Annotated in this window: 7 protein-coding genes; 5 read left to right on the top strand and 2 right to left on the bottom strand. The window is 44.2% G+C overall.

Annotated features, from left to right (window positions below; translation table 11 throughout):
* The first annotated feature begins 973 nt into the window (after nt 1-973).
* Nucleotides 974-1,297 (top strand): hypothetical protein, encoded by a 324-nt coding sequence (locus QUA56_RS21335; protein WP_333361225.1) that lies wholly within the window; start codon nt 974-976, stop codon nt 1,295-1,297.
* A gap of 306 nt (nt 1,298-1,603) precedes the next feature.
* Here QUA56_RS21335 and QUA56_RS21330 read toward each other — a convergent pair whose 3' ends face one another.
* Entirely contained in the window at nt 1,604-4,114 is a 2,511-nt protein-coding gene (locus tag QUA56_RS21330) for an ATP-binding protein (RefSeq protein ID WP_333361223.1), read from the bottom strand.
* A gap of 294 nt (nt 4,115-4,408) precedes the next feature.
* On the opposite strand from QUA56_RS21330, the gene QUA56_RS21325 reads away from it, so the two are divergent.
* From QUA56_RS21325 to QUA56_RS21310, 4 genes are all read left to right on the top strand, one after another.
* A complete protein-coding gene (locus QUA56_RS21325; protein WP_333361221.1) occupies nt 4,409-4,666 on the top strand; it encodes a hypothetical protein in 258 nt (85 codons plus the stop codon).
* A 129-nt stretch (nt 4,667-4,795) separates the two neighbouring features.
* Nucleotides 4,796-6,790, top strand: coding sequence for a bifunctional serine/threonine-protein kinase/formylglycine-generating enzyme family protein (locus QUA56_RS21320; protein WP_333361219.1), 1,995 nt, complete (start codon nt 4,796-4,798; stop codon nt 6,788-6,790).
* A 594-nt stretch (nt 6,791-7,384) separates the two neighbouring features.
* Entirely contained in the window at nt 7,385-7,897 is a 513-nt protein-coding gene (locus QUA56_RS21315; protein ID WP_333361217.1) for a winged helix-turn-helix domain-containing protein, read from the top strand.
* A 20-nt stretch (nt 7,898-7,917) separates the two neighbouring features.
* Nucleotides 7,918-8,454, top strand: a complete 537-nt coding sequence (locus tag QUA56_RS21310) for a transposase (protein ID WP_333361215.1) — start codon at nt 7,918-7,920, stop codon at nt 8,452-8,454.
* 233 nt (nt 8,455-8,687) lie between these two features.
* Here the strand turns inward: QUA56_RS21310 and QUA56_RS21300 are convergent, their stop codons facing one another.
* Nucleotides 8,688-14,378 (bottom strand): AAA family ATPase, encoded by a 5,691-nt coding sequence (locus QUA56_RS21300; RefSeq protein WP_333361213.1) that lies wholly within the window; start codon nt 14,376-14,378, stop codon nt 8,688-8,690.
* Nucleotides 14,379-14,665 lie beyond the last annotated feature (287 nt).

Here is a 14,665-nt window from a genome sequence, read left to right as displayed (position 1 = left end):
CTTCCCTGGGGCAAGTCCTGTATTTTTTTAAGGGTTGCAATATTGACAAGCGAATTTCTTGATGGTACCCGCCACGTGATTTATCCGTGGAATCAATCCAAAATCTAAAATATAAAATCCTCAAGCCCCCGAATTTATCCGTGGGGTCAATCCAAAATCTAAAATCTAAAATCTAAAATCTAAAATCGAATGACAGGTAGTGCTGCACAGTCAGGAAAATTGGATACAATCATTTAGTACAACTATTTTAACTTGCTCTTCTATGAATTGTCCCCGATGCGCTTCTAAAAATGTCATGAAAAATGGGCAGACACAAGCGTGGAAAGCAAAACTTTAAATGTCAGGAGTGTGCTAAGCTGTGGAGCATTTAAACCACTAACGATCTAGGTATGGTGCGTCAGCTAGAACACGCTCCGCTTACATAGGAAACGATGAAAGAACTGACGCACCCTACAATCGTCTTTTAAATACCGAACAGCTTAGGCAGTTCGTACTTGAACCTAGACATCAACCCCAACCCAAGAAACAAAAGAAATCATAGCTCAACTTTTATAAGAGTTGATATCCTTGGCCCGAATAGTCCGAGCAACCGGGGTGTCTCCGAGGTGGTTACAATATTACGTCAATAAAAAATTAGCCCAATACCCAATACTTGCAAAATACCAGTTGGTCGATCGCTCTTTAATTCAATACGATCGCCCTTTTAGTCTTTACCCTTAATTCTTCTAGTTCCGATACTTGCTAGAATAGAAGCCAATACTAATCGAACTGCAACTCATGCTAAAAACCATCGAAGGCATTTGCATCACTTGCCAAACAATCCTATGATGGTTCATCATGATCTTGATGATTGTTTCATTCTTATAACTCAGTTAATATGCGATCGCTTGTCTTGACTCTAGGTCTCATGTGTTTAGGCACCCCCGCTGTTGCCACAACCTGCGAGGAAAGCTTTCAAAAAAAGGGGGACTTTTTGAATGGTGCCGCCTTTTCTGCACGTGTTCAGGTTGAGGGGTTATCGATAGAGAGAGCATTTTCCCAATTGCGACCCATTTTGGCCCGCGAGGGCATCAAGACTCTCAGCACGGATCTGAACTTAGGTGTCATGAAAGCCGAAAATCCCGCAACAGCATTTCAGCGTGCTTTGCCAATTGACGTATTTGCGTCAATGGACGGCAATCTATTAAATGTTGAGATGATCTTTACCATTCCGAGTGGCGTGGGTGCAAGTAAAGACACGGTGAAGCGATACTTGTGCGGTGCACTAAATCAATTGTTGCCCCAAACTACAAAGTAATATTTAATCATTCATTTGATGAATTGTAGTTTCCCACACTCGATCGCAATACCAATACCGAATACTTCAAAATTACCAGTTGCGCGATCGCCCTTCAATTCGGTATTGCGTTAGCGAAGCCCTCGAAGAGGATCGCTCTCTTAATTTCTATCCTTCTTGTTATGCCAAGAGTGCGATTTTTTTCAAGGGCGATCGCGCTATCTTTGATTCTTACGGCTTCAGCTCGAGCAGTTGGCGGTAATTGACACTCCGATCGATTATTGTACCGCCTCAGATTGTTTGACGGCTGCACTGAACGCGAAGCGGTTAAGATTCAGCAGCGATCGGGAATGCTGAAATTGTCTGTTGCCGAATGGGGATATGAATCACAAACTCAGTACCTGAGCCAGGTGTAGAAAAACACTTGATTTTACCGCGATGTTTTTCAGTAATGATTTGATAACTAATCGACATCCCCAAACCCGTACCTTTCCCGATGGGTTTGGTGGTGAAAAAGGGGTCAAAAATGCGCTGCTTCACTGCGTCTGGCATACCGATTCCGTTATCAGCGATCGCCACCTCCACCCATCGATTGTCGATCGCAGAAGTCCGAATCGTAATCTGGTTTGGGGTGTCTTTAATCACCTGATAGGAGCGTTTGGTATTCAGATCGTCCAAGGCATCCAAGGCATTCACCAAAATATTCATGAATACCTGATTGAGTTGTCCGGGGAAACATTCCACCTTGGGCAATGCACCGTACTCTTTGATAATTACCACGGCTGGATGCTCCGATCGATCTTTGAGTCGGTGTTGCAGAATCATCAAAGTGCTCTCAATTCCCTCATGAATATCAACATCTTTGAAGTCTGCTTCATCCATGCGAGAAAAATTTCGCAACGAGAGAACAATACTGCGAATTCGATCGGTGCCTACCTTCATAGATGAGATCATCTTTTGGATATCTTCTGTGAGGAAATCCAAATCAATTTCCTCTGCCATTGCTTGCACGTCTGGATCGTTGCTGGGATGGCGCTGTTGATAGAGTTCGATCATCTGCAGCAGATCTTGGGTGTATTCGTCCAGGTAGGTGAGATTACCGTGGATGAAGTTGACCGGGTTATTGATTTCATGGGCAATTCCCGCCACCAACTGTCCCAGGCTAGACATTTTTTCGCTTTGGATAACTTGCATCTGGGCTTTTTTCAGTTCGTTTAGGGTCGTCTCCAGTTGTTTGGCTTGCGCGATCGAAGAAATTGCTAGTTCTTCGATCGCAGCAACCTGGGGCAGAGTTGTCCAGCAAGCAATCGCTACTCCCACAAATGCCAGCGTCATCAACACAATAATCATCAGATAGGGATTGTTGGTTCCGACTTCTACCCGCAGCCAGGATCTGATCAGCCAACTGATTGTCGCTGCACTACAAATCAGCGCAATCAAAACTCCGATCTGAAGCACTACAAAATCTTCGTTTTTAGGATGGTTTACTGGCTTGGCATGGAGTCGATCCCACCAGGGTAAGTGCAAAGGTGCCCAAGGAATCCGCCGAATTGCAGCGTCGATCGCCATTACCGCCAACGGCAACAGCAACCCGATGCCAAAATCCATCCATCCCCAAGCAAAACCACCCACCACCAGGGAAATGAACTCCAGCACCAGCAATACTAAGGATAGTCGCCCCCAACGCACGGCGCGATCGTGGCGCTGCATCCACAGCCCCAAGTGCAACCCCATGATAGAAATGAAAAAACTCACCCCTGACACCACGACAATTCGAGTGGTATTGCCCCATACTAAAAATCCTAAACTACAGATAAAGGTTAGCAGCAGGGCGGGTTCTAGGGAACCTCGACGGGACACTGCGCCAAACACTGGAGACAACAGCCCATCCTGCGCGAGTTGGAAAAGGATGCGGGGCGTATTGCAAACGCTAGTCGCAGATCCCAACAAACAGCTAGCCGCAACCAGCAAAGTGACTATGACAGGGGCAGCGTCTCCCCAGAAAGGCTTGGCAGCCACCAAGAAATTGCCGTACAAATTGCCTTCTAAACCGGAAGCGGTTGCCAACTGCACCAACACTAAAGTGCCACCGACAAACACCAGAGGCATCAACCAGGCAACCCAAGACAGGGCCTTGAGGGTGTCTTTTGGGTGGAGACTGTCTGCTACAAAGGATGAAGCTGTGTCACAGCCATAGAAGCTATAAGCGGCAAACAAGTACCATTTCAGCCAGTCCTGGACACTGATGGCATCAATGCTGCTGGGCAAGAGTCCGGGGCTTTGGGGCGAAAAGGCAAGCCAGCCTAAACCCTGAACGCAGAAGAGGAGTAAAAAGCCGATCGAAGGAAAGACAAAAAAGAGGTGCAGAATGGCGACGGCGCGGGTGCCACTGAATGCTAAAAAGTAAGCGATCGCGGTAAAACCGATCTCAAACACTTTTTCTGGAATATTCAGCCCCATCGGCTCTAAATGGAATTGGATCAAATCTGTGATCGCGATCGCATTAATGGCCGGAAAGGAAACCCACCCCAAGAAGTAGGCAATCCCCAAGTAGCGGGAAAGGGCAGGGTAACGATGGAGCAGTCGGGTGATGTAATTTGGTGTTCCCCCAGATACATCTGGATATTTCTCACCCAAACTCTGAACTTGAAGGTTCATCAACATTCCGACGATCGCACCAGGAATCCAGACCAACAGCGATGCGGAGCCAATTTCTGCTTGCATCGACGGCGCTAAGGTAAACCACATCAGATATCCAACCACACTAAACCCCCAAGTTTCCGCTGAGGACATAGTGCGCCGGAGGCGATTCAGAAATGGCAGGCGATCTATTTCCATAACCAGTAAATCGGGGTAATCGTGTTGTGATACGATTCTAATTCCCAGACTCAACAATAAAGAAACAAATACCTATAGCAATCCTCGCATCAGTCGCAAAATCGAGCGAGACCAAAATCCTTGCAGTGCGAGCCAGAAAGCTCGCGTATAATGCAAGCAAATCATTTAGGATTGCTATATAAGCTGTTGAACATTTAAAACAGATTGTATGGTGCCGGGCGTCCGAAGTGTTTCCCGTTTAAGCGGAGCGTGTTCGCGGATGACGCACCCAAAACAGCCAAGTTAGTGGTTTAAATGCACAACAGCTTAGACACCTACGAAGCTAACTACAAATCGCATTGGCACGGTTTATCGAATCAATTCCGTGAAGGGATGATGGATGGTATTGTAGGATTTGAGATGGCTGTAACTCGATTGGAAGGAAAGTACAAGCTCAGTCAAAATCGCAGCCAAGTCGATCGGGAAACAGTGTCAAATACACTGCTACAGAGTTTAGATCCGGCTGCTGGTGCCGTGGGTGCCGAGATGAAACATCACCTGGAAGCGAATTAGACAGTGAAACGCACAATTGCTGCCCTACTTTGGAGAAATCGAGGGCTTTGTATGTATCGATCGGAGACTGCTCCATGAGGAACCCGAAAAGATATATCATTATCTTAACCGGATCATTTCTTCCCAGATATGTTCTACTGTTCTAATCCAAGGTGCTCTAATCCTTTCAATCCTGACAACTACAAATTTTGTCAAAGTTGCGGATCGCAAAGCCTCACGCCTCTCTTCAGAAACCGCTACCGCGTGATTCGACTGTTGGGCGAAGGGGGATTTGGCAGAACTTATGAAGCGGTAGATACCGATCGCATGGAAGATCCCTGCGTCATCAAGCAGTTTGTGCCCCAAGTTCAGGGAACATCAGCACTTTTTAAGGCAACAGAACTGTTTCAGCAAGAAGCGCAACGGCTTTACGAACTCGGCGAACATCCCCAAATTCCTCGATTAATTGCTTATTTTGAACAAGACAAGCGACTTTATTTAGTACAAGAGTTGATTGAAGGGCAAAATTTACTGGCTGAATTAACTCAGCAGGGCGTTTTTAACGAAGAAAAAATTTGGCAGTTGCTGGCAGATATTTTGCCAATTCTGAAATTTATGCACGATCGCAAAGTCATTCACCGAGACATCAAACTTGAGAATATCATCCGCCGCCGCACCTCTGTTAGCTCATCCCTGCAAAAGACGGGAAATTTTCGCAATTCAGCTTTCCGCAGGGGAGGACGGGGAGAATTAGTTTTGATAGATTTCGGCGTTTCCAAACAAGTGACGGGCTCGCTGATGAGCAAAGTAGGCACCACGGTAGGAACACCCGGATATTCGCCGATGGAACAAATGCGGGGTCAAGTTTTCCCCGGAAGCGATTTGTACAGTTTGGGGATAACTTGCCTGAGACTGCTAACTCAATGTTTGCCAAAAGTTGACGGTTCCGATGACCTTTACGACCCGATTAACGGCGGCTGGATTTGGAGAGAACGTTTGCCCGCCGACACAAAAGTCAGCAGCGAGTTGGCAAACATTTTAGATAAATTAATTCAAGATTATCTCAAACATAGATATCAATCTGCTGATGAAGTAATCAAAGCTTTAAATCTCTATTCTTTACCTCCCCAACCCCCTTTTGTCAGTGGAGGACAACTTGCTCTAAATACTTCTCTGACCAAGGGAGGACAACTTGCTATCAATACCCCGCTCAATCAAAGCAGGCAAATCAACAGCAATATCTCTGTCAATCCGAGTAAAAAATCCAACACCAGTCCGCATTTGAACAAGGGAGTGCAAAGAATTGCTGCCGTCAAAAGCACTTTTGAATTTCAAGTAGTGACAGTAGACAATAGCGGGAACCAAACTAATCTTAACATCGGCAAAGCGCGTTTTTTTAAAGAATATCTCGGTAGCAGTACAGTCATGGAAATGATATCTGTTCCTGGCGGTACTTTCCTCATGGGTTCCCCAAACGATCGGGGTGACAGCGACGAAAAACCTCAGCACCCAGTAACTTTAGCAGCTTTCTATATTGGCAAATTTCCAGTCACTCAAGCACAGTGGACAGCAGTTGCGGCGCTGCCGGAAATTCAAATATTTCTCAATCCCTATGCTGCCCGTTTTAAAGGTGAAAATCGACCTGTAGAAAATGTATCTTGGTACGAGGCGGTGGAGTTTTGCGCTAGACTTTCTAAAAAAACTGGTAAGAATTATCGCTTACCTAGCGAAGCGCAATGGGAATATGCTTGTCGGGGCAAAACTGTGACGGCGTTTCACTTTGGAGAAAAGATTACCAGCGAGTTAGCAAATTACAACGGAAATTCTCATTACGCTGAGGCGCCGAAGGGAGTTTATCGCTTTCAAACTACAGATGTTGGCAGTTTTAAACCTAATGCTTTCGGATTGTACGATTTCCACGGAAATGTTTGGGAATGGTGCGCGGATTCTTGGCACAATAATTATAACGGTGCGCCTGCTGATGGCAGCGTTTGGCAGTCTGACGGCGACTCTTCGCTGAGGTTGTTGCGGGGGGGTTCTTGGAACGATCGTCCTCCGAATTGTCGCAGCGCGTGCCGCCTTAGATATCAGGCGGATTGTAAGGCTAGTATTGTGGGTTTTCGAGTGGTGGTTTCTGTTGTTTAGACAAGATTAAAAAAGTCGCAAACTAAGTAGGTAGGCGCCAATAAACCAAACTATAGCAATCCTAAATGATTTATTATACGCGAGCTTTCTGGCTCGCACTGCAAGGATGCTGGTCTCGCTCGATTTGGCGACTGATGCGAGGATTGCTATATACAGCATATTCCATGTATCTGTGGTACACACAATCTTGTAGTAAGTAAGGTGCGTCGCTTTCAGAGTCAATCTGCAAGTTCCATTGAACCTGTGGCAGCGACGCACCCTACATAACACGTACCACAAAATATAGCTGAAAAGTGTACTTCATGAACCTGGAATATGCTGTATAACAAAATGTAAATCGATCGGAAGTGTTGCGATTGCTTCGTTTCACGGAGTGACCCTCGCAATGACTACTTACAGCATATTCCATGTATATGTAGTACACACAATCTTGTAGTAAGGTGCGTCGCTTTCAGAGTCAATCTGCAAGTTCCATTTAAAAAGTCGCAGCGACGCACCCGGAGGATTAACATCACACAATATAAATATAGCAATCCTAAATCATTGTCAAGACTATGATACAATTATATGCAATACTCGATCGTGAATAAAACAATGAATAACTTACAACTGCCACAAAAAGATAGGGAAAAAGAAATAGATTGTTTAGAATCTTTCATTAAAAGTGATATCGATGCCATAGAACTCAAACGAGCAATAGCTGATCCGATGGCGATCTCAGGTAATATCTACCATGAAATTAGCAAGATTTTGGGTGTAAGTAAGTTTTTCATTGGTTATTGGAAAAAGCAATTTAAAACCCAAGGCATCGCCGGACTCAAATTAGGACATAAAGGGTCAAAAGGGTATTTAACGGCTCGACAAAATACTGAATTAATCGAGTGGTTAAAGAATAAAGAATATTGGAATTTAGATGAATTGGTTACTTATTTAGATAGAGAATTTGGTGTAATATATAAATCAAAACAAAGTTACTATGAACTTTTCGATCGGGCGAAAATTAGTTGGAAAAAAACTCAAAAAACCAATCCTAAATTTGATAAAGAACTGGTAAAAAAAATCCGGAAGAAATTAACGATATTTTATTTAAAAACAAGGCTGGCATAGAGTCTGGGGAAATAATAGTATTGTTTTTAGATGAATGTCATCTACTTCATGGTGATTTAACTGGTTATGTTTGGGGTCAATCAAAAATCAGAATTGAAGTCCCAATTACCAATGAAAAAGATAGACAAACTTATTTTGGTGCACTCAATTATCAAAGCAAAGAATTCCATATTCAGAGCCATCCATCTGGTGATGGAAAATCAACAGTTAAATTTATAAAATACTTACAAAATAAATATAAAGATCGCAAGATTATCTCGATTTGGGATGGAGCTAGTTATCATAAATATGGAGAATTTAGAGACTTTTTATTAGAACTAAATGGTGACAAAGAACCTGAGAATTGGTCAATTACTTGTATTTTATTTGCTCCCAATGCGGACCAACAGAATCCCGTTGAAGATATTTGGTTACAAGCTAAAAACTTTTTAAGAAAGTATTGGTATTTATGTAGGTCTTTTAAGATTGTCAAATTTTTATTTGAGTTTTTTACTAACGAACATAAATTTGATTTCCCCAAAATACGTCAATATACTTACACAGAGAAAATCATTTAGGATTGCTATATATATAGAAAATCATTTAGGATTGCTATATATAGTGTGCCTGCGTAAGTCCCGATACACTTAAGTCGCAAATTGTCTTTAACCAAGTAACACAGGAAATAATTTGTCTAGCACATTCCAAGGGAAGAGAGCATGATTTTACGATATTCAAGGAGAGTAAAGTCAGCACTAGAACATATCATTGTCTGTTTAGGACTACTGGAAATACCAATAACAACTACTCATCAGGTTTGGCTTTGGACAGCCAATTTTTGATAGTCCTGTCGAATAGGAATCTGAATGATGAACTCTGCCCCCTGACCGGGATGAGAAACACACTTCAACTGTCCGCGGTGTTTTTCTACCACAATCTGGTAGCTGATTGACAGCCCCAGACCGGTGCCCTTCCCTACGGGTTTCGTCGTGAAGAAGGGGTCGAACAGCCGCCGGTTCACTTCCTCTGTCATACCGGGGCCATTGTCGCAAATGCGAATCACAACAAATTGGGGACCTTTCCGGGTCGGGGCGAGGTTGTGGGAATCCACCTCAGCCGAAGAAAATGTAGAGCTTTCCGCAAGGGGGGGATTGGAAATCGGGGATTTTTCTCCTTCCCCATACCCCACTGAGGTGCGAATTGCGATCGCCCGCGGCCCCCTTTGGTCATGGAGAGTGTCAATCGCATTCGCCAGTAAATTTACAAACACCTGGTTCAGTTGGCCGGCATAGCACTCCACCAGCGGCAGCGGGCCGTACTCTTTAATGATTTGAATAGCAGGCTGGTCTAGTTTAGCTTGCAGTCGGTGCTGCAAAATCAGTAGGGTGTTATCGATGCCCTCATGAATATCAACCTCTTTCATTTCCGCTTCATCCAGTCGCGAGAAGTTTCGCAGGGAGAGGACAATTTCGCGAATTCGGTCTGCGCCCACCTTCATCGAATCCAGCACTTTGGGTAAGTCTTCCATCAAGAACTCTAATTCGATTGCCTCCATATCCTCAACAATCGCTGCTGTGGGATGGGGGTATTGTTCTTGATAGAGTTTCACCAGTCCTAGTATATTTTCACTGTAAGTCCTGACGTGAGTCAGGTTGCCATATATGAAGTTAATCGGGTTATTGATTTCGTGGGCAACCCCTGCCACCATCTGTCCGAGGGAGGACATTTTCTCAGTCTGAATTAGCTGGGTCTGGGTGCGCTTGAGTTCTTGGAAAGAAAGCTCTAGTTGTTCGGCTTGTTTTTTTAATTGCGCTTCTGATAGTCGCAGAGCTTGCTCTATCTGCACGCGATCGCGAATTTCCTGGCTCAGGAGCAGATTTTTTTCCTTTAATTCCTGCGTCCTCTCTTCCACTTTATGTTCTAAAGTCCGGCTGTAATCTTCTAATTGCTCATTGGCTTGTTTCAGGTTGTCAGTCGCCTCAGATAAATTGGCATAGAGCCGGGCATTTTCCAGGGAAATCGCCGCTTGAGAACAGAGCACGGTTAAAACTTCCAGGCGATCGGGAGTAAACGCGCTCCTTGTCAGATTATTTTCCAAGTAAAGCAGACCAATGAACTTTCCTTTATGGACGACCGGCATACATAAAACTGACTTCGGTTGGGCGTTAACAATATAGCTATCGCTGGTAAAAATTCCCTCTTGAGTTGCATCATTTAAGACCACATTTTTCTGAGTTCTAGCCACATAATTGAGGATAGAAAACGGCAATTTATGAGTAGTTTCTATCGGTGTGGATTGCAGGACTACGACCTCATCATTATCTATGGTTGCCGTCCCTTCTACCACCAGTTGACCATCTTTTTCTAAAATGAAGTAGCTTTTTTCAGCCCCAGCATTCTCGATCGCAATTTTCAATAACTTAGAAAGCAGACTTTCCAGAACAATTTCGCCAGAAATAGCTTGAGAAGATTTCATGACAGAGGCGAAATCCAGTGCTGCCAAACTCCCCGTAGTCGTCGAGCTCGTCGTCCGCGATCCGTCGAATCTGGGGGCTTCTTTAGTCAGTATTCGCGATAAGAATTCAGGATATTCTTCTGATAAATCTTTTACTTTGGCCTTCGCTCCCCAGCGAATATAGCCATAGTAAGCATCCGTCAAATAAATCTCCGCTATCTTCTCCCGGCCGCGAGAGAAATAAAACTCGGCGGCCCGTTCATTAGCTAGGGCTTCTTCTTGAATGTATCCCTGTTCTCTGGCTCCTTGAATGCTAGCATCATAATACTCCATCGCTTTTCCAATTTTCCCCAATACCCGGGCTTTCTCCGCCTCCACTAATTCGTACTTGTGTTGATAATTCATCGGCCCATGTATAGCCCATTGCTGCATTTTTTTCTGATTTTTCGCCACTTGCTTCAAGGATTCTTTTTGTTCGCTGCTGGAAACTTGGGGATATTGAGCAAGGAGAGCCAGAGAATAGTATAAATTGTATTCCGCACCACTCATCAGACCGGGCACACCATCTTTGTATTTTTCTGCTGAGCGGGCGCTCTTGACTGACTGAGCGTAATCTTTAAACAAATAAAGTCGAATCAATTTTGTCAGGTGAGCAAAAAAAATAAACATATGTTTATTATCGGCAATTGACTGTTGCAGGAGTTCTTCTTCATTCAACAATTCGCCCTTGAGCATATATTCCTCTTCAGAGGCGGCGAGTAATTGTAATACCATTACTCTCCACGTCTTTAAGTAAGGAATATGCGAATCTTGTTTAAGTTTCAGCAGTAAATCAATATATTGCGCCTGCTTCTGAGCAACTAATTCCAGCGGTTGACCTGTAAAAAATATATGATCGCAATAGTAGATATAATTATAACCAACATCTTCTAAATCTCCAGTCTCCAGACCGCTTTTAATTCCCTCAACCATTGGCGCTAAACTTTCCTTGCCATGCTCTTTCCAGTGTCTAATATGAGCATTAAAAACTACATATACGTAAGATTTTAGTTCTTTGGCATCAAAGCGCTCCAACAAATTTAAGGCTAGTTGTCCAAATCTATATCCCGCCTCTATTTCACCGAATGGCCCGCATAGAAGTAAGCCATAAACCGCATACCCAGCAGTGGCCTGGGGCGAATTACCATATTGGATAGACAGATCAATCATTGTAAATGCAAATTGGGGAAATAAGGCAGGAGCCACATGATAAGAAAGAGGAGCAGATTTCAATAATATCCCCATCGCCACTAGCTTATTGAGATCCGTCATTTCTGGCAGATTAGCTAACGCATCAGTATTCATTTCTTGTGGAGGTTCCGAACAAAGGGAGACACCCAGCATACCCAGAACTTGCAGCCCAATATCGAACGCGACTTGTATCTGGTTTTGCTGGGAATAAAACTGCATTTGGATTTCATAAACTTTGACTTTTTCGAGCAGAGTTTTCGCGTGTTTAAGAGCATCCTCAGAAAGGATTTTTGCTCGCTCGAAGTTGATGTTTAGAAATTCCACCGCCGCCGCTTCCGCATACAGAGGGAACGTCAGGTCATACTGAGTTTCCCAGCTATCTTCTCTGAGGAGTTCTAGCCCCACCCGTAGTTGTCTGGCGGCAGTTTCATAAGCTGTTGCTGCCTTAGCTTTTTTGCCGGCTATCAAATTTAATCGGGCTAGACGATCTTTTTCTGCCTGATCCGTGATGCAGTCAGCCCCAACATTTAACTGATTGACAATCTCAAAGATATTTTCTTCAATCTCCTCTGCAGGAGTATGCTCCAGTAGCAGTTCACCAATTTTTAGGTGGGTCTGTTGTTTCTGAGATTCCGGAATAAGAGAATACGCCGCTTGCTGCACCCGGTCATGGAGAAATTTGTAAGCGATAGGCGCGTGATGGCTGTAAGGCAAAGGGCCAGGTGAGCATGATACCAGAGGAGAATCTGGAACTATTCTCTCCTTTACTTCCCTGCTCATTTCATCGGAGGTAAAAACGAGAGGGATTTTGTAGGCTTCGCTCAGGGGCAAAACCAAGCCAGCCTGAAGCGCTTCCCACAAATCAGCCGCCGTTTCCGACTGAGATTTTTCATTGACAATAGCCAGAACGTCTAAATTAAATTTGTCTCCAATACAGGTGGCTAATTTTAAGACATCCTGCGTCTTTTCCGGGAGTTTTTGAATATTTCTGGCAATCAGTTCGACGACATTATAATCCGTGATGCCTACCGCTTGAATTTGGTTCAATGACCACTGCCAGCACCCAGCACTGAATTCAAAGGTCAATAGCTTTTCTTGATGCAGAGTAGCAAACATCTGAGTCAAGAAGAAAGGGTTGCCCTGGGTTTTATTGAAAAGTAGCTGGGACAATTCAGAAACTCGGTTTCTCGGAGCGGAAGACTCATTCAGAGTATCCGCTACCAGCAAGCTGACGTTGCCAATATCCAAAGGACGGAGGGTGATATTATTTACAACCGCCCCCTTCTTTTGAATCTCATCCAACGTCAGCATCAACGGATGCGTCGGACTAACTTCGTTATCTCGATAGGCTCCCATCAGCAGTAAATACTGGCTGTCCGGGTCACAAATCAGCAGGTGAATCAACTTGAGCGATGCCGAATCTGCCCACTGTAAGTCATCCAAAAAGACGACGAGCGGGTGTGAGGGTTTAGTAAATACATGAATGAATTCTTTAAACACCCGATTAAAGCGATTCTGGGATTCAGATGGCCCCAATTGCGGAACAGCTCCTTGAGGGCCGACAATCAGTTCGACTTCGGGAATGACATCTACTATGACTTGGCCATTTGAGCCTAAAGCTTCTAAGAGTTGCTCTTTCCAAATCGCTAGTTTTTCCGAATTTTCTGTTAACAGATGTCCCATCAAGCCGGCGAAAGCTTGAATCAAAGAAGCATAAGGAATATTTCGCTTTAATTGGTCAAATTTACCGGAGATAAAATAGCCGCGCTGCCTGAGAATCGGTTTTTGAACTTCATTCACTAAGGAAGATTTGCCAATCCCTGAGTAACCGCTCACTAGCATCATTTCGCTGTTTCCGCCGGAGACTCGCTCAAAGGCTGCCATCAAAGTTGCTACTTCTTGCTCGCGACCGTAGAGCTTTTGCGGGATGAGAAATTGTCCAAATTTATCCCTCTTACCGATGGGAAAGTTGTCAATTTTCCCCTTCGTTTGCATTTGATGACGGCATATTTCTAGGTCAGCTTTTAGTCCCAGGGCGCTTTGGTATCTGTCTTCAGCGGTTTTGGCTAATAATTTCATTACGATGTCAGAAATCGCTTCGGGAATCTCACCGATTTGCTGATGGGGTGGCACTGGTCTTTTAGCGATATGGCAGTGAATTAATTCCAGGGGGTCGGTGGCTTGATGGGGCAGCTTTCCAGTCAGAATTTCATAAAAGGTGACACCTAATGAGTAAAAGTCGGTGCGGTAGTCAATTGAGCGATTCATCCGCCCGGTTTGCTCTGGAGACATATAGGCGAGGGTGCCTTCTAGCAAGTTGGGATTGCTGAGGCTCTGGTTTTCTCGCTCTAGGTACGTGGAAATGCTAAAATCTATAATTTTAATTTGATCTGTTTTGGAGTTGATAATGATATTCTGCGGTTTAATATCTTTATGGATAATCTTATTTTCATGGAGATGAGCTAGGGTCTCTGCCAGATGAATTGCCAGACTTAGAAATTCGCTTATTTCAAGGTGTTTAGCTGCGATTAGGTTTTTCAGAGATTTCCCCCCAAAATCTTCTAATATCAGCGCCAGACCGTTATTATGCTTTTCCAAAGAGTGAGCTTTGACAATCCCTGTCATGTCGAGAGTTTTGAGGATTTTATATTCATGTCTCAACCGCGCGATTTCTTCTATTGTGGGATACTCGGCTTTGAGGGTTTTTATTATAACCTGAGTTTGCTCGGACTCCCGAACCCCCCGATAAATAACTGTATTGACACCTTCATGAAGGGGCAACGATAAGAGTTTGTAACCGAGGAGCGTGGTTTTCATATGTTTTTTTCGATGAGTCCGATTATTCAGGCATGGAATTGATAGATGGGAACCTGAGATAGCTATGTTCGATCGCCTGTAGGGAAAAATTAAACGAGCAGAGCATCAGCTTGTTAGCAAGTCGCAATATTTTCTCCGCTCATTCAATGCTAAAGTGCATCCGGGTCGGATATTTATCTATAATACTTCTGCTGGAGTTGGACAAGCAAGAAGGCCCATCCACATAAATTATCCGATCGCACTACCTCAACAGTCTATTTAAATGTCTCTGGACGTCCTGGGCACAA

Origin of the sequence: Microcoleus sp. N3A4 (genome assembly GCF_036701805.1) — a bacterium.
In the GTDB taxonomy this organism is placed as follows: domain Bacteria; phylum Cyanobacteriota; class Cyanobacteriia; order Cyanobacteriales; family Microcoleaceae; genus Microcoleus.
Note: the sequence above shows the minus strand (reverse complement) of the source record. Positions and strands in the feature narration are given on the sequence as shown.

What these genes read in the sequence shown, in the direction of transcription:
- QUA56_RS21330 (WP_333361223.1), bottom strand. Translation starts at nt 4,114, where the DNA reads ATGGAAATAGATCGCCTGCCATTTCTGAATCGCCTCCGGCGCACTATG.
- QUA56_RS21325 (WP_333361221.1), top strand. Translation starts at nt 4,409, where the DNA reads ATGCACAACAGCTTAGACACCTACGAAGCTAACTACAAATCGCATTGG.
- QUA56_RS21320 (WP_333361219.1), top strand. Translation starts at nt 4,796, where the DNA reads ATGTTCTACTGTTCTAATCCAAGGTGCTCTAATCCTTTCAATCCTGAC.
- QUA56_RS21315 (WP_333361217.1), top strand. Translation starts at nt 7,385, where the DNA reads ATGAATAACTTACAACTGCCACAAAAAGATAGGGAAAAAGAAATAGAT.
- QUA56_RS21300 (WP_333361213.1), bottom strand. Translation starts at nt 14,378, where the DNA reads ATGAAAACCACGCTCCTCGGTTACAAACTCTTATCGTTGCCCCTTCAT.